Here is a 17333-nt window from a genome sequence, read left to right as displayed (position 1 = left end):
GGCAGGTAATTATGTGCATATACCAATTACCAGTCTCCCATTTTAAGTGTTGTTTTTTATTTAGCAGCGTAGAAAGAGTAGCCTTCAACTACCTGACGGAATGCCAGAACGCCTGCCTGATTCAATTCAACGTTCATTTCCTTACCGTCCGGCAAATACATGACAACTTCGTCATTGTCGGTGAACTTTAACAGCTTAGTTGCTTCACCGTCAGCTTCTACGCTCCAACTCTTGTCTGTCTCGTCGAATACAAGGTCGATTGCTTTTTCTTCACCTTCTTTTTGGATATGATATCCGTCTTTCTTGGTTTCAACAGTGTATACACCGTCTTTTCCATTGATTGTCTTTACGGTTCCTGCATCTGCAACAGGATTGTTTCCGCTCCAAAATTCGATAGAGTTCAGAACCAGTATATCTGCAAGAGCAGAGATTTCATAAACGGGGACAATCCAAAAAGCGACAAATACCAATTCGTTGACGAACTTACTGTCGATATTTCTGTTCCAGTCCAGGAGTTTGTTTGTCAGTCCGAATGATCCGATGCAAGATGAAAATAGAACACTGCTGGCCAAGGTTGTAGCCACTAATAATGTTAAACTTTTTTTCTTCATGAGTGATATAATGTTAATAGTTATTTGGCTACGAAGATAATAATAATTTGTTTATTTGCTTACTGTTCTTTTATTATTTCGGCTTGCGGTAATCAGCTCATCCCCGTTTTTTACAGGTGCGGTGAGCAGTTCGGGCAAGTTGAATGTACGGGTGAAAGTGAGGTAAAAATCCGGGTCTTGCTGAGGCAGGACGAACGGCTTGCCGGCTGTACCCGTTTGAGAGTCGAACTTCGCGATATAGGGATGTGCCCACAGACCGTCCATCCGCTTGCTGCTGAACACGAACCATTCGCCGGTAGACGACCAGGTGTGGAAGCTCTCTACATCCGCACTGTTTACCTCTTTCATATTGCGTATTTCGTTGCTTTCCAGGTTTAACAGATACAGTTCGCTTTCCGGATGCCAAATGGAAAAATTTCCATAATTGGAACAGGTGAACATCAGATATTTGCCGTCCGGCGAAATCCGGGGGAAGGAGACGCTTTTCCCTTTTTCGGAAGCCGGATAGATGCATTCCGGCGTGCCGAAAGTGGCTTTTTCCGGGTCAAAGGCAATGCGGTAAAGATCATATCTGATACTGTCCAGAGGCGTTTGCGGATCGACTGCCTTACTTCGGCAGAAATAGAGCATATTACCATCGGGGTTCCAGGAGGGGAATGTCTCCATCCATTCTTCTCCATAGATGGCGGGTGAGGTGAGCAACCGGTTGGTTTCCGTGTCCAGCACGATTATATCCGATTCCAGGTCGGATACTTCAACAGCTTTGGGACCGGTTGAGTGGATGAATTGTTGGATTTCGTTGACGGAGAAGGCTAGATAGCGTCCTGTCGGATGCCAGGCGGCATATGTCCCGCCGTTTTTCATGTCCGGTGTCTTGATGTCCAGTCGGCTGGTCTGTCCCTGGCGGTGTATCAGCGTGCCGCCTACTGCTCCTCGGATATGTATCATCATGGTCTCCGGATTGTTTTGGCAGAAGGTATGGCAGTTCAGGCAACCCTTTTCGACCGACTGGTTTTCAATTAGCGGAGTTTCCTTGTAAGTGGTCAGGTCGCGCTGGTAGATACCCATTTCGTTCCAAAGCTCATAGCCCGGATAGATAAGTCGGTACATCAGATAAGGATCGATGGGAGAGGAGGATATAATGTTTGTAATCTCCGGAAATTGTATCCATTTTCCGTTCTGAAGGATACAAATGCGAATATAGATGCTACTGCCGGCAGCCTGTTTGAGCAGCTTTTCCCATTTGTCGGGCGGAAGGATGACGGAAGAGGCCTGGCTACGGACGGTGATGAATGTCCGGTTGCCGCTCCCGATTTCGGTGTAATAGGCTTCTCCCTCTTCCATGATTCTGAAATTGGGCGGTGCGATGTTGCATGGGAAGGTGACTCCGGTATAGTCGGGAAATAGTGCCACCGGTTTGTTGGATTGTGCATTCGGCGTGATAGCTGAATGGCTGCAACTACACATCATACTTTGCAGCAGGATGGCAATCAGCAGATAATGTATAGATTGTATAAGGCTCATCTTGTTCATTTGTCTATTATTTTATTACCATGCGGGCTGATATAGTGGAGGTAATACCAATAAGTATTGCCAAACTGTCTTTTCAGTTCTTTCAGATCGTTCCGCTGGTGGAGTGAGTAATATCTTTTGAATTTTTCTTCCGTCTCCGGACGTATGGTGAATCCGCATTTTTGGAAAGTTTCTTCATCCGTTCCCAAGCGATAGATATAAAGAGCCTCTTCGTATATACGCGGTAGGTCGGGATAGTTGAAAGCGTGTATCTTGTCCAGGTTTTCTACGAAACGTATCAACCGGTTACTGAGCAGCAGGTTGCTCATCAGGTATTCGAAAGCCATCCGGTTGGTCGAATCGCGGTAGCTTAAATAATAGAGTTCAGGCAGGATATTGAATACGTTGGAGAAGCGTACCGGCTCGTTCGTGTCATGAGGCAATGCTTTGAGTCCCGCTAGTTTGCCGGATGAAACCTGCTGTTCCAGTTCTTCTGCCTGCTTGCGGTAGAAGAGCGACTGTCGGAGTTGGCGGATAAACTTCATGGCTACCTTGGGGCGTTGGTTCACAATGTTATAGCGGGTCAGGTTGATCAGATGAGGGGCTGTCTCACCGAATACGACCATCGCTTCAAACTCCCAGCGGTGTGCCTCGTTGATATGTCCCAGTTGCTCATACAGATAATGGCCGTATTCACTTTGGCGGCTGTCGCTTTTCCAGGGTAGATAAAGGGATTCCGCTCCCAGGGTCTGTTGTATTTCGAACAGGTCGTATGGCATTCTGCCGGTATGATAGAGTGCCATATTATAGAAGTACAGGACGAGCTGGTTATTCCCCCGATAGCGGCGGCAGCAGTCCATCACCTTTTCCCATTCTCCGGCTTTCAGATATATTTCAGCTTCGATAATGCGTCGTTCGCGCATATTGTAAGAGGTCACGAAGAAATAAAATGTCGTGCCGGCATAGATGATCAGGCAAACGGTCATGACCGACAGTTGCATGATTTTCTTTGCTATATAACGATCGGTCAATAAGGCGAATGCCGACGAAACAGCCAGATAGCCCAATGCTACGACCGGATATTTCCATCCGCAAATGAAATACAACACGATGACGGCCATCGCCACCCATAAATATCTCCACCGCCGGTTGCGAATCAGACTGACCGGATAGAAAAGCAATAGGCAAAATACCAGACCGACCGAATGCGTCAGTGGAAAATCAATCGACACATGCCGCACCAATAAATAAAGCGGCAACAGAAGTCCGGAGAAGAACAAATCTTGTTTTTGTATTAGATTTTTAACAGTAAGCGTATTTAACAGGAAAGGAAGGGATAATAGTAGCGCAAAGACCAGTTTGCCGATATGAGTCAGGTAAAAGAATTGAATACAAAAATCGGTCAGATAGTCCAACAGCTGACCTGGATGGGAGAGGTGTTTTTCCAGATAAGCCTGGCTAAAAAGAAATAGATGATGCTGTTCATGATAATAAGGAATATGAAACATAGGCCCTTCCAGTAAAAGGAAACAGATAAAAAGCAACAGGCTGAAAATGATATATTGGATATACTTCATTTTATACGAGGTTATTTAAAGGAAGGAAAGAGGTTGTGTCAAACCCAAGGGGAGAGTTTGACACACCTCTTGCAGATGTATTATAGATCTAAAATAGGGATCACTTTGTCGGATAACCCGGATTCTGGGTCAACGCTTTGTTCAAGTCGATTTCGCTCTGAGGTATCGGATACAGATAGTTATGCTCTTCATACTTACTGCCGGTCAACTTGATGTTTTCGCCTTGATATAAGATACATCTCTTGCCTTCATCTTCTGCCGGAGCATTCGGATCGTCAACAATTTTGTATTTCATACCCAGGAACGGAGCGTTCAGCACTTCGCTGGCGATGTCCCAGCGGCGGATGTCCCACTGACGTTTTCCACCTTCCATAGCAAACTCAACACGCCATTCGTTGCGGATACGCTGACGCAGTGCATCCTGTGTGCCGCAATAAGTCGGCTTGCTGGCATCCGTGTTTTGCAGATCCGGCATACCGACACGGCGGCGTACCTGGTTGACAGCGTCGAAGGCAGAAGCATCCAGTCCTGTCACTTCATTTTTAGCTTCGGCGTATGTCAGCAATACTTCCGCATAGCGGATGACATGCCAGTCTTTTCCCATATCCCAACCATCAGATGACGGGTCGATGCTCGGATCCAGATATTTCTGGTTATAATAACCGGTTGCCGTAGCGTCATTATGCTGTGCGACACCTGTATTACCGCTTGATTTCATCGGAGCAGTCTTGATGGTTACGCCATACATCTCTTCGCCGTCGTGCAATACGCAAACTTCCAGACGCGGGTCACGATTTGTAAATGGATCTGTTTCGTCATACAAAGGAGAAGTGGTGATAGGCGCTCCGTCTGTACATTCGAAAGCATCTACCAGGCTCTGAGTCGGGTTGATACCGCCCCATCCCTTTGTCGGGAAACATCCCCAACCAATGATGTAGTTAGTCAGTGTAGGTGCGTTGAACTGGCGAACTAAAATGGCTTCTTTGCAAGCTTCCTGTTCTTCCCAGAATAATTTGGCATACTGTCCGGTATTAGCCGCGTCAAACAGTTCATATTCTCCGGAATCCATTACCGCTTTAGCAGCATCGGCTGCTGTGTCATAATGTTTGAAATAAAGGGCTGCACGTGCTTTCATGGCATTGGCTGCTCCTTTAGTAGCACGTCCGTAGTCGCTGCTGCCCCATTGTGCAGGCAGATGGGCGATAGCGTAATCGAAGTCTTCCATGACTTTGTCATACACTTCTTCCACCGGTGTGCGGGTGATTTCACCCATTTCTTTCAGATCGAGCGGCTGGTCCACGTAGGGAACTCCACCGTAACTCTGAATCAGTCCGAAGTAAAGATACCCACGCAGGAAACGGGCTTCCCCAATGGTTGCTTCTTTGTCTGCCTGGTCGTAATCGGGAATATCTTCGATTTTATTAATCAAGACGTTGCAGGCGCGAATAGCCTTGTAGTCGCCACTCCATCCCATATCGGCCGGGTCGTAGATACCTTTGGATACGTTACCGGCTGCCCATTTGATACCATGAACGGCGTTGTCGGAGTTGATGTCGCTATCAATATCTCCTGTATCACCTCCGGGCAATGTCTGACGATACACATCGGCGATAAACATTTTAGCATCTTCCGGTGTTTTCCAGAAGCTGCCGTCAGACAATTCGTCATCCGGAATACGATCCAGGAAGTCGCTACAAGAACTGAAACTCAAAAGTGTTGTAGCCAGAATTGCTGTTATATAGATAAATTTCTTTTTCATATTTCTGATTTATAATCTGTTATTTAAAAACCAACTTTAAGACCGATTGATATTTTGCGAACGTTAGAGTAAAGTCCGCCGCGTGAGTTGCTTGGTGCCGATTCCGGGTCGAGTGTTGTCATACCGGTAATAGTAAATAGGTTTTCACCTGTCAGGAAGATCTTTACACGATCCAGATTCACCTTGCTCAACAGGGCTTTCGGAACATTGTAACCAATCGTCAGGTTCTTTAGACGTACGTAAGAAGCATCTTCCAGCCAGTAGGACGAGAACTCGTAGTTTGTCTGGTCGGCAATCGTGATACGTGGATAAGAAGCATCGTGGTTAGTCGGTGTCCAACGATCCAGATGGCGTTCCAATACTTTACCACCATTGAAGAAAGCATAAGCTGCTTCACCATTTACGTATGCATCCACATCGAATGCACCCTGGAAGAAGAAAGATAAGTCGAAATCTTTGTAATACAGGTTCGCGCCTAAACCGGCTGTCCAGCTCGGGAACTCTTTACCGATAACGGTACGGTCGTTGGCAGCATCGATTTTGCCGTCTCCATTCAAATCCTTGTATTTGATGTCACCCAACTTTTCTGTTCCCAAACGTTTCGGACCCTTCAGGTCTTCTTCTGTATTATAGAAACCATCAGCTACATATCCGTAGTAAGAACCGATAGGATGACCTTCCAGGAACCAGAAATTGCCACGTCCGTCGCCAGGTTCTTTACCTTCCGTACCTTTCAAGTCAGTCAGCTCGTTATGAACGTACGCAACGTTGAAATTGATGTCGTAACGGAAATCTTTGCTGACTGTATTGTTGTGGAAGATGTTCAAGTCAAAACCTGTGTTTTGAACTTGTCCGGCATTCTGACGCGGAGCATCCATACCTAAAACACCCTGCACCGGCAGATACAGCAACATGTCATTGGTTGTCTTTTTATAACCGGCCAGTTCGAATCCGACTTTATTATTCAGGAAAGAGGCTTCGATAGCACCTTCAATACTGTTTACAGTCGCCCATTTCAAATCGGTGTTTGCATAACGGCTTTCGTAAGCAGTTGAATAGAGCGTATTGTTAAACATATAGCTTTCGTATGCATACGAAGGGATGTATAGGTAAGCTTCGCTTTCGCTCAACTCCTCATTACCGGTTTGTCCCCATCCGGCACGCAGTTTCAAGTTGCTCAACCAAGTAATATCTGCATTCTTCATAAATTCTTCTTCTGTAATTCTCCAACCCACAGATACAGCCGGGAAAGCCCCCCAACGATTGTCTGAAGAGAAGCGAGAAGAACCGTCGATACGCACATTAGCTTCAAGCAGATATTTATCGGCAAAGCCATATTGAGCGCGGGCGAAATAAGAACGGTGAGCTATTTCATATCTGGATTCTTTATTGGTTTGAGAAGAGGCATCCAATGTGCTGAGTGATTCCTGCAACTCATTATTGCCACCGCCTTTACGTTCTGCTTCCAGATGTTTGTAACGGTAGTCGATCTGTTCGAAACCACCTAACAATCCTAAATCATGCTTGCCCCATGTTTCGTTGTAGTTGATCAATACCTGTGTAGTGTACCAGTTCCACCAAGTCTGTTTTTCGAATGCTTCACGCAGATTAGCACCACTATTTCCATATTCGACTTGTGCTTTGAATCCTTCTTCACTTCTTTCGTCATTACGTACGGAGAATAAGGCTTTTGCTGTCAAATTAGGCAATATATTTACCTGTCCATACAACGTTCCGTTTACCTGTTGATCCATGGTTCTTCTGAATCCGTCGCGTCCTAACAAGGCTACGGGATTGTCTTTACCATGATACAGGAAGTCGCCGTTTTCATCGCGGACACCTTCTATTGGCGTTGCACGATTGGTAAATTGTGTCATGCTTGCCACAGTGTTCCAACCATCCATCAGAGTTCCTCTGTAGCCAGATACGTTCAAACCGGCAGAGAACCATTTGTTGATCTGTGAATCAATGCTTGTACGGGCATTGAAACGTTTATAGTCGTTCGCATCGATCAAACCGTTCTGTTGTGTGTAACCGACAGAAGCGCTGTAACTGGTCTTTTCAGAACCACCGCTGATTGAAAGGTGATGCATGGTTTCAATCGCATTCTTATTCATAGTTTCTTCATACCAGTCGGTATTGGGATGACCGTAAGGATCGGTACCATTGCGGTACAGTTCGATATCGTTGTCTGAGAAACGAACCGGGTTATTGGGGTTATCATTCAGGGTTGCTTCATTATATAATATAGCATAATCAGCAGAGCCCAGGAATTTAGGACGCATTGTTGGAGTAGACCAACCCACACTTCCTGAATAGTTTACGCGTGTGCGGTCTCCTTTTTTACCCTTTTTAGTTGTAATCAAGATAACACCGTTGGCAGCCTGTACACCATAGATAGCGGCTGAAGAAGCATCTTTCAATACAGAAAGCGTTTCAATATCAGACGGGTCGATTGTATTCATACTACCCGGCACACCGTCAACGATTACCAGTGGGCTGGCTGCATTCACAGAGTTCTTACCGCGGATTGTAATCGTACCAGTCTGGCTACCCGGACGTCCGGAACTTTGAATACTGGTAACACCCGGCATCTGTCCGGCCAATGCTGCCGATACACTGGATACGGGTCTTGATTCCAATGCTTCAGCTTTAACTGTAGATACGGAACCGGTCAGGTTGACTTTCTTTTGTACACCGTAACCTACTACAACCACTTCATCGAGTGCTTGTGAATCTTCTTTCAGAACGATTTTTCCATTTGCCGCTTCCGAGGCTTTAATTTCAAGTGTTTTGAAACCAATACTACTGATGACCAGAATGTCGTTAGGATTAGCATCTAAGGTGAATTTACCATCCAGATCTGTAACTGTTCCGTTTGTCGTTCCTTTCACGACAACGTTGGCGCCGATAAGTGGCTCATTCAAACCACCGTCAAAGACTACTCCACTTATGGCTTTTGTCTGTTGTGTAATAGATACTTCTGTTGCGTTGGCGTACAAGGCAGAAGTGGTTACCGAAACAGGAAAAGCAAGTGCAATTAAAAGCAAAGGGAATCTGTTTTGCTTCAAAAAAGACCTGTAATTCATGCGTTTTTTAATTATGATTAATATTAATACTGCGTAATTAGTATGGAGTTCCTGCAGAACTATATCCTTTATGTGTTGGTTAAATTATTGTTATTTAGTGGTTTAATGTTTTTGGTACGTTCTTTAGTTAAAGCAGGTTAAGTTAAATGATGCGTGGTTATTTAACGTTTGAATATGTTTTTCTGAAGAAAGAATCTAAATTTTAAATATTTATAGCATATATATTAAAAAAGCGCTATATTTGCAACGTAATTATTAAATAGTTCTGCAGGAACTAAGTCAATTACTGGACTTCCTTTTTATTTCTCGTCGATTTGAAAAAACAATAGTATTTCAAAACATCCGATTATCAAAATGTCACTAGCATGCCATGTATTTGAGATTAATATACCGAGTAATTTGAATTAGTATACCGGGTAATATATTTTAACAAATCAATTTGAGGAAAAGAGCATTGATTGGTTAACATATTGTCAAAATAGAAATTGTATCTTTGTGCCCGTAATACAAAATAAATATGATTTCGGTTGAAGGACTAACAGTTGAGTTTGGCGGATTTACGCTTTTTGATGACGTATCGTTTGTAGTAAATAAGAAGGATCGTATCGCGCTGGTCGGAAAGAACGGGGCGGGGAAATCTACGATGTTGAAGATTTTTGCAGGTTTGCAGACTCCGACATCCGGTACGGTGAGTGTTCCTAAAGAAACAACGATCGGTTATTTGCCACAGCAGATGCAGTTGACAGATAGCCGTACGGTTCGCGAAGAAGCGGAACAGGCTTTTGGTCATATTCAGGAAATGGAAAAAGAGATCGAACGGCTGAATCTGGAACTGGCTGAACGGACCGATTATGAGACTGAATCATATCAAAAACTGATAGACAAAGTAACGCATCTTTCCGAACATTTTCAGCTGATGGGAGGAAGCAACTATCATGCGGAACTGGAGCGGACATTGATCGGGTTGGGATTTAAGCGTACTGACTTCGACCGTCCGACATCCGAATTTAGCGGTGGATGGCGTATGCGTATCGAGTTGGCGAAGTTATTGCTTCGTCGGCCGGATGTCTTGTTGCTCGATGAGCCGACCAACCACCTGGATATTGAATCTATCCAATGGTTGGAGAATTTTATAGCTACCCGTGCCAATGCGGTGATCCTGGTTTCACACGACCGTGCCTTTATCGATAACACAACTTTCCGGACGATCGAGATCGAACTGGGAAGCATCTACGATTATAAAGTCAAATATTCAGAATACGTGGAGCTCCGTAAGGAACGCCGCGAACAACAGCTTCGTGCTTTTGAGAACCAGCAGAAGAAACTGGCAGATACGGAAGCCTTTATTGAACGGTTTCGCTACAAGGCTACAAAATCCGTTCAGGTACAGTCGCGTATCAAGCAGTTGGAAAAGGTAGAACGTATCGAAGTCGATGAGGTCGATACGGCGATGTTAAGCCTGAAGTTCCCGCCTGCTCCCCGGTCAGGTTCTTATCCGGTAATCATGGAGAATGTGGCAAAACGCTACGGTGATCATCTGATATTTAAAGATGTGACATTGACTATAAACAGAGGGGACAAGGTTGCTTTCGTCGGTAAGAACGGAGAAGGTAAATCTACGCTTGTGAAATGTATCATGGATCAGATCGACTATGAGGGTAAGTTGCAGTTGGGACATAATGTGAAGATCGGTTACTTTGCACAGAACCAGGCACAGTTGCTGGACGATAACCTGACGGTATTCGATACGATTGACTATGTGGCAGAAGGAGATATACGTACGAAGATTCGCGATATACTCGGGGCTTTCATGTTCGGTGGTGAAGCATCTGATAAGAAAGTGAAGGTATTGTCCGGTGGAGAGCGGAGTCGTTTGGCTATGATCCGTCTTTTGCTGGAACCTGTCAATCTCCTGATTCTCGATGAGCCGACCAACCATTTGGATATGCGTTCGAAAGATGTGTTGAAGGATGCACTGCGTGAGTTCGACGGGACTGTGATCGTCGTTTCCCATGACCGTGAATTTCTGGATGGCCTGGTAGATAAGGTTTATGAATTCGGAAACCAGCGTGTCGTAGAACATCTGGGCGGCATCTACGAGTTCCTGGAAAGAAAGAAGATGGATAGCTTGCGTGAACTGGAACGCACAGCACAGGTTGCTTCTTCTACAGCGGATACGGAAGCCCAGCCTACGCAGAACAAGTTATCGTATGAAGCCCGTAAGGAGCAGAGTAAAGCGATCAAGAAGGTAGAAAAGGCTGTCGCTGAAGCCGAAAATAAAATAACTGAACTGGAAAACTCCATTGCTGCTATCGAAGCCAGGCTGGCTACTCCGGAAGGTGCATCCGATACCTCTTTATATAATGATTATTCTTCATTGAAAAAAGAGTTGTCCGACACGATGGATACATGGACAGAGTTGACCATAGAGTTGGAAGAATTGAATGAGAAAGCGTCCCGGTAATCCGGTGGCGCTTTTTTTTGAAATATATTGATTAAAGAGGGATAGCATTAAATAAAAAGTATTTACTTTTGTCAGTGGCAAACTTTGGCTTATTATACCATGAGTTAGAGCCGATCGATAAATAACAAACGCCTAATTTATATAGACAAAATATTATGCTGACTCAAATTATTAACGGTCGTATCCTGACACCACAGGGCTGGATGAAAGATGGCTCTGTTCTGATTAGCGATAACAAGATTCTGGAAGTGACTAACTGTGACCTGGCCATAGTTGGTGCAAACCTGATTGACGCCAAGGGAATGTATATCGTTCCCGGTGGAGTGGAAATCCATGTTCACGGTGGTGGTGGACGTGACTTTATGGAAGGAACGGAAGAGGCATTCCGTGCTGCTGTAGCAACTCACATGCAACACGGGACTACCAGTATATTCCCCACATTATCTTCTTCAACAATCCCGATGATCCGTGAAGCGGCAGCTACAACCGAAAAGCTGATGGCTGAAAAAGACAGTCCTGTTCTGGGGCTGCATCTAGAAGGGCATTACTTCAATATGAAGATGGCGGGCGGTCAGCTTCCGGAAAATATCAAGAATCCGGATCCGGAGGAATACATCCCTCTTTTGGAAGAAACGAATTGTATCAAGCGCTGGGATGCTGCACCGGAATTGCCGGGAGCCATGCAGTTCGGTAAATATATCACTTCTAAAGGCGTACTGGCTGCTGTCGGTCATACACAGGCTGAGTATGAAGATATCCAGACTGCTTACGAAGCCGGCTATACGCATGCTACACACTTCTATAACGCAATGCCCGGTTTTCATAAACGTCGGGAGTATAAATATGAAGGTACAGTAGAAAGTATCTATCTGATCGACGATATGACAGTGGAAGTGGTGGCCGACGGTATTCATGTTCCTCCGACGATCCTCCGACTGGTATATAAAGTAAAAGGTGTGGAACGTACTTGTCTGATCACGGATGCACTGGCTTGTGCGGCAAGTGACAGCCAGGTGGCTTTCGATCCGCGTGTAATTATTGAAGACGGAGTTTGTAAACTGGCTGACCGTTCGGCATTGGCCGGTAGTGTAGCTACTATGGACCGTTTGATCCGTACTGTAGTGCAGAAAGCTGAAATTCCTTTGGAGGATGCTGTCCGTATGGCTTCTGAAACGCCTGCCCGTATCATGGGGGTTTATGATCGGAAAGGTTCTTTGCAACGTGGTAAGGATGCCGACCTGATGGTATTGGACAAAGACTTGAATGTACGTGCCGTTTGGGCAATGGGTAAATTGGTTGAAGGAACGAATAAACTGTTTTGATTATGCTGACACAAATAATAAACGGACAGATACTGACACCGCAAGGCTGGTTAAAAGACGGTTCAGTCCTGATCAGTGATGGTAAAATACTGGAAGTAACAAATAGCGACCTGGCTGTGATAGGGGCTACTGTGGTGGATGCCAAAGGTATGTATATTATTCCGGGTTTCGTTGCTATGAACGTACATGGTGGCGGTGGATATGATTTTAAAGAATGTACAGAAGAAGCTTTCAACGGGGCAGTGAACTCCCACATGAAATATGGTGCAACTTCTATTTTTCCGACGTTGTCTCCGCTCCCAATGACAGAAATTCAGAAAGCTGTAGCCTTATGCGAAAGCGTAATGGCTAAAAAAAATAGTCCTGTTATGGGATTGCAACTGGAAGGACCGTACCTGAATCCGAAGATGGCGGGTAGCTTATTGACGGATGCGTTGAAAAATCCGGATCCGGATGAATATAAATCATTACTGGAAAGTACGACTTGTATTAAACGTTGGGATGCGAGTCCTGAATTGCCGGGGGCATTGGATTTTGCCCGTTATGTCCGTTCAAAAGGTCTTTTGGCAGCCGTATCTCATACGGAAGCTGAATTTGACGATATTAAAGCGGCTTATGAAGCAGGTTTCACTCATGCGGCCCATTTCTATAATGCGATGCCCGGTTTCCACAAGCGTCGTGAATATAAATATGAAGGAACGGTAGAAAGTGTATTCCTGGAAGATGATATGACGGTAGAAGTGATAGCCGATGGTCGTCACTTGCCTTCAACGATCTTGCGTCTGGTTTATAAGTTGAAAGGTGTGGAACGTACTTGTTTGTCTACCGATGCATTGGCTTATGCTGCTAACGAAGGAAAGCCGGTAGATGATCCCCGTATTATCATCGAAGACGGCGTTTGTAAGTTGGCCGACCATTCTTCATTGGTGGGAAGTATTGCCACGATGGATGTTCTGGTTCGTACGATGGCGCAGAAAGCCGGAGTACCTTTGGCTGACGCAGTCCGTATGGCTTCCGAAACCCCTGCCCGCCTGATGGGTGTAGACGATCGTAAGGGTTCTTTGCAGCGTGGTAAAGATGCCGATATTGTTATTCTGGACCGTAAGTTGAATGTCCGCTCTGTTTGGTCGATGGGACATTTGGTGGAAGGAACGAATACGCTGGCATAATAGGAGTTTTTTTTCTTCCGAATGAAACTTTAGTTTCTTCCGAATGAAATGGAAATTTCTCTCGGAAGGAACTAAAGTTTTTCTTTTTTTATACCTACCTATAGGTAAATAGATATTTTTGATAGGGTTCTTTAATCTTTATTTGACGAAGAATTGTTATATTTGTAATTCAAGTAAAAAAGTTGTACTAAATCGTAATTAAACATGAAGACGAACCTTAGTTCTCAAATTACCCTGACGCGCATACCGACCCGGTATTATCGTCCGGAAAACGCTTATGAGCAATCTGTTTTAACCCGTTTGGAAAAGATTCCGACAAACATCTACGAATCGGCAAATGAAGGCTCCTTCGCGATAGCAAAGGAACTGGCATCACAAATACGTAAGAAACAGGAAGCCGGAGAGCCTTTTGTTCTTGCTTTGTCCGGAGGCCGTTCTCCTCAGAGTGTTTTTAAAGAATTGATCCGTATGCACAAGGAAGAGCAACTGAGCTTCCGTAATGTGATTGTATTTAATGTATATGAATTTTATCCGCTAAGTGCTTCAACAAACAGCAATCTCGCTTATCTGAAAGAGTCGTTGCTGGATCATGTGGATATCGATCCGAAGAACATCTATTCTCCTGACGGTTCTATGCCGAAGGATGATATATTCGAATTCTGCAGACAATATGAACAACATATCCAGAGTTTTGGTGGCATCGATTATATCCTGTTGGGTGTAGGTCATGCAAGTAATATCGGCTTTAACGGTCCGGGTTCTTCTGTAAATGTAGGTACCCGTCTTGTATTACTGGATAACGATGCCCGTAAAGAAGCTGCCCGTACATTCAAATCAATTGAAAATGTTCCGGCAAGTGTGATCACGATGGGTATATCAACCATCATGAAAGCCAAGAATGTAATTCTGATGGCTTGGGGTGAAGATAAAGCGCGTATCATAGCCAATACGGTTGAAGGCAAAGTGAGCGAAACAGTTCCTTCTACTTACCTTCAGAATCATATGAATGCAAAAGTGGTTATCGACTTGTCTGCTGCTTATGAACTGACAAGAATCAGTCATCCTTGGTTGGTTACCAACTGCGATTGGGATAACAAGCTGATCCGCCGTGCTATCGTATGGTTGTGCCAGTTGACGGGTAAACCGATCTTGAAACTGACAAACAAGGATTATTGCGAACATGGCCTGGGCGAACTCTTGGCTCTGTACGGTTCTGCTTATAATGTAAATATCAAGATTTTCAACGATATTCAGCACACCATTACCGGCTGGCCGGGTGGTAAACCGAATGCCGATGATTCCAACCGTCCGGAACGTGCTACTCCGTATCCAAAGAAAGTGATTGTTTTCAGCCCGCATCCGGATGATGACGTGATTTCTATGGGTGGAACATTGCGTCGTTTGTGCGACCAGCATCATGACGTGCATGTGGCTTATGAAACTTCCGGTAACATCGCTGTCGGTGATGACGAAGTAATCCGTTACTGCGAATACCTGCGTGATGTTTGTGACAAATATTCTCCGAATGATACAGCCGTTAAGGATAAGGCGGAAGAGATCATCAAATACCTGCGTTTCGAGAAAGTGGAAAACGGGGAGCCGGAAAAGAGAGACGTTCTGTTTATGAAGGGGACTATCCGTCGTGAAGAAGCTCGTCATGGTTGCCGTTATTCGGGTGTGAAAGATGAAAATGTTCACTTCCTGGATCTGCCGTTCTACGAAACAGGTCTTGTGAAGAAGAACGATCTGGGAGATGCCGATGTAGCTATCGTTAAGAAATTGCTGCAAGATATCCAGCCGGATCAGATGTTTGTAGCCGGTGACTTGGCTGACCCGCACGGAACACATAAGGTTTGCCTGGATGCCGTATTGGCTGCTATCGACGAATTGAAAGACGAAGAATGGCTGAAACATTGCCGCGTTTGGATGTATCGCGGAGCATGGGCAGAATGGGAAATGGACCACATCGAAATGGCAGTTCCTATCAGTCCGGAAGAATTACGCTTCAAACGTAATGCGATCCTGAAACACCAGTCACAGGCAGAAAGCGCACCGTTCCTGGGTGACGACGAACGTTTGTTCTGGCAACGTGCCGAAGACCGTAACCGTGCTACAGCCGAGCTGTACAAGGAACTTGGTTTGGCTTCTTATGAAGCGATCGAAGCATTCGTTCAGTATATGATCCCATTTGATAAATAAGAATAGTATTCTAAAAATAGAGAAGGTATCCTGAAAAGGATACCTTCTTTTTCAATTAATAGGTTGTTCCCTGGAAAATGTTTGATTGAGAATATGGGAGCAATGTGCCTGTCATTGTCAAGTCTCTTCCTGAGAAGTTCGGGTCTACCGTTACGGTTGCTCTGTTGCTGCCGTTCATCAGTGTCAGATTTACTGTGGCAGAGATGAAGATACCCTGAACACTCATAGACAGATAGACATTCCCGTCTTTATCCTGCTTGGTCTGAATGTTTGATGCGCTACCCTGAACTGTTACGCCACCTAAGCCGTTAGGACCTGGATACGGAGAGTTGGATGCGATCTGTACCATTGCCTGGCCATTGTTTAAAGAGACGAAGTTGGTGTTTGAGTTCACATAGTAAACCATTCCGTTCATAGGTTGTACGGAGTTGGCTTCCAAAACAAAAGACTGGTCGCTGATAGCTTGCATGGCTGTGTTGAACTCCTGCTCATCCATGATAGCATCCTTAGCTTCTCTGGCTTCTCTTTTAGCTTCTCTTTCTAACTTTTTCTCTGCTTTTTCTGCGGCTTTACTCTGAGCCTGTACATGTGTCATTCCCCCTATAACAAGAGTGAAAACGACGATAAAAGATACAATTCTTTTCATACGATTTAGTTTAAAACGTTTTCAAAATGTAGTAAAAAAACAAGCGGATGATGAAAAGGTTTCTAATAAATAGACGATTGTAGATACTATAACATTTTATCAGGGTAATTTGGTTAATCCTCATTTTTATTATAGAATCTTTTATATTATAGGTAGTTGCAGAGTATTCGAATTAGGTATTCAGCGAATTATCCAGTACTTTTGTGAATGATATAGGATGATAAAAACGAAATGATTATGAATATTGATGTTTGTTTTTCGCCGGCGCTGTATCCGGTATATCATAACCCGGAGGCGATCGTTGTCGTGGTGGATGTATTCCGTGCAACGACGACGATGGCAGCGGCTTTTCAGAATGGAATAAGTAGTATCCGCCCGGTTGCCTCCGTGGAGGAAGCGATGGAATATAAGAGAAAAGGCTGGTTGGTCGGAGCCGAACGCAATGTGAAACGATGTGATTTTGCCGACTTCGGAAATTCACCGTTCGACTATACGCCGGAGAAAGTGGTCGGAAAGGATGTAATCTTTACGACGACCAACGGAACCAAAGCGATAACGATCGCTAAATCGGCTTATCGTGTTATCACCGGAGCATTTATCAATTTGCAGGCAGTGGCGGACTTTTGCCGGAAGCATGGGCGGGATGTTGTCGTATTGTGTTCCGGCTGGCAGGATAAGGTGAATATAGAAGATACTTTGTTCGGAGGTGCTTTGGTCGATGCCCTTGTCGCTACCGGTGAATATGAACCGGCTACCGATGCGGCGATCATTGCCCGCGATATGTGGACGAATAACCGGGATAACTTACTGGCTTATATCGATCCGACGGATCATATGGCTCGTTTGAAAGCAAATCATTTGGCAGATTCGGTTCCGTATTGCCTGACTTTGAACAGTGCGGCGGTAGTGCCGGAGTTGACGATAGAAGGAGGTGTTTTAGTTTTGAGAACCAAAGAATACTGATATTGATAAACGATTGAAAGAT

General features: G+C 44.8%; 11 protein-coding genes. 5 read left to right on the top strand and 6 right to left on the bottom strand.

All coding sequences use genetic code 11. The features are described 5' to 3' along the window. Positions 1-56: 56 nt before the first annotated feature. From DXD68_RS05205 to DXD68_RS05185, 5 genes are all read right to left on the bottom strand, one after another. Entirely contained in the window at positions 57-611 is a 555-nt protein-coding gene (locus DXD68_RS05205; protein WP_122360614.1) for a DUF3332 domain-containing protein, read from the bottom strand. 51 nt (positions 612-662) lie between these two features. After that, entirely contained in the window at positions 663-2144 is a 1482-nt protein-coding gene (locus tag DXD68_RS05200; protein ID WP_122360613.1) for a TolB family protein, read from the bottom strand. Beyond that, positions 2141-3700, bottom strand: coding sequence for a DUF6057 family protein (locus DXD68_RS05195; RefSeq protein WP_122360612.1), 1560 nt, complete (start codon positions 3698-3700; stop codon positions 2141-2143). Before DXD68_RS05195 ends, DXD68_RS05200 begins: the two co-directional genes overlap by 4 nt. Positions 3701-3800: 100 nt before the next feature. After that, positions 3801-5459 (bottom strand): RagB/SusD family nutrient uptake outer membrane protein, encoded by a 1659-nt coding sequence (locus tag DXD68_RS05190; protein WP_122360611.1) that lies wholly within the window; start codon positions 5457-5459, stop codon positions 3801-3803. Between the two features lie 23 nt (positions 5460-5482). Beyond that, positions 5483-8548 (bottom strand): SusC/RagA family TonB-linked outer membrane protein, encoded by a 3066-nt coding sequence (locus DXD68_RS05185; RefSeq protein ID WP_122360610.1) that lies wholly within the window; start codon positions 8546-8548, stop codon positions 5483-5485. A gap of 517 nt (positions 8549-9065) precedes the next feature. Here DXD68_RS05185 and DXD68_RS05180 point away from each other — a divergent pair. From DXD68_RS05180 to DXD68_RS05165, 4 genes are all read left to right on the top strand, one after another. After that, entirely contained in the window at positions 9066-11012 is a 1947-nt protein-coding gene (locus DXD68_RS05180; RefSeq protein ID WP_122360609.1) for an ABC-F family ATP-binding cassette domain-containing protein, read from the top strand. A 155-nt stretch (positions 11013-11167) separates the two neighbouring features. Next, positions 11168-12334 (top strand): N-acetylglucosamine-6-phosphate deacetylase, encoded by a 1167-nt coding sequence (gene nagA / locus DXD68_RS05175; protein ID WP_122360608.1) that lies wholly within the window; start codon positions 11168-11170, stop codon positions 12332-12334. A 2-nt stretch (positions 12335-12336) separates the two neighbouring features. After that, positions 12337-13503 (top strand): N-acetylglucosamine-6-phosphate deacetylase, encoded by a 1167-nt coding sequence (gene nagA / locus DXD68_RS05170; RefSeq protein ID WP_122360607.1) that lies wholly within the window; start codon positions 12337-12339, stop codon positions 13501-13503. A gap of 204 nt (positions 13504-13707) precedes the next feature. Continuing rightward, positions 13708-15702: a glucosamine-6-phosphate deaminase gene (locus DXD68_RS05165; protein ID WP_122360606.1), complete on the top strand. Its 1995-nt coding sequence runs from the start codon at positions 13708-13710 to the stop codon at positions 15700-15702. Positions 15703-15757: 55 nt separating this feature from the next. Here DXD68_RS05165 and DXD68_RS05160 read toward each other — a convergent pair whose 3' ends face one another. Continuing rightward, positions 15758-16348 carry a DUF4251 domain-containing protein gene (locus DXD68_RS05160; RefSeq protein ID WP_122360605.1) on the bottom strand — a complete coding sequence of 197 codons (591 nt, stop codon included), beginning with the start codon at positions 16346-16348 and terminating at the stop codon, positions 15758-15760. Between the two features lie 237 nt (positions 16349-16585). Between DXD68_RS05160 and DXD68_RS05155 the strand changes: the two genes are divergently transcribed. Further along, entirely contained in the window at positions 16586-17311 is a 726-nt protein-coding gene (locus DXD68_RS05155) for a 2-phosphosulfolactate phosphatase (protein WP_122361067.1), read from the top strand. Positions 17312-17333: the final 22 nt, after the last annotated feature.

This window comes from Parabacteroides sp. TM07-1AC, assembly GCF_003480915.1.
In the GTDB taxonomy this organism is placed as follows: domain Bacteria; phylum Bacteroidota; class Bacteroidia; order Bacteroidales; family Tannerellaceae; genus Parabacteroides; species Parabacteroides chongii.
Note: the sequence above shows the minus strand (reverse complement) of the source record. Positions and strands in the feature narration are given on the sequence as shown.

Coding starts and splice junctions, on each gene's coding strand:
- DXD68_RS05205 (WP_122360614.1), bottom strand. CDS start 611: ATGAAGAAAAAAAGTTTAACATTATTAGTGGCTACAACCTTGGCCAGC.
- DXD68_RS05200 (WP_122360613.1), bottom strand. CDS start 2,144: ATGAACAAGATGAGCCTTATACAATCTATACATTATCTGCTGATTGCC.
- DXD68_RS05195 (WP_122360612.1), bottom strand. CDS start 3,700: ATGAAGTATATCCAATATATCATTTTCAGCCTGTTGCTTTTTATCTGT.
- DXD68_RS05190 (WP_122360611.1), bottom strand. CDS start 5,459: ATGAAAAAGAAATTTATCTATATAACAGCAATTCTGGCTACAACACTT.
- DXD68_RS05185 (WP_122360610.1), bottom strand. CDS start 8,548: ATGAATTACAGGTCTTTTTTGAAGCAAAACAGATTCCCTTTGCTTTTA.
- DXD68_RS05180 (WP_122360609.1), top strand. CDS start 9,066: ATGATTTCGGTTGAAGGACTAACAGTTGAGTTTGGCGGATTTACGCTT.
- nagA (WP_122360608.1), top strand. CDS start 11,168: ATGCTGACTCAAATTATTAACGGTCGTATCCTGACACCACAGGGCTGG.
- nagA (WP_122360607.1), top strand. CDS start 12,337: ATGCTGACACAAATAATAAACGGACAGATACTGACACCGCAAGGCTGG.
- DXD68_RS05165 (WP_122360606.1), top strand. CDS start 13,708: ATGAAGACGAACCTTAGTTCTCAAATTACCCTGACGCGCATACCGACC.
- DXD68_RS05160 (WP_122360605.1), bottom strand. CDS start 16,348: ATGAAAAGAATTGTATCTTTTATCGTCGTTTTCACTCTTGTTATAGGG.
- DXD68_RS05155 (WP_122361067.1), top strand. CDS start 16,586: ATGAATATTGATGTTTGTTTTTCGCCGGCGCTGTATCCGGTATATCAT.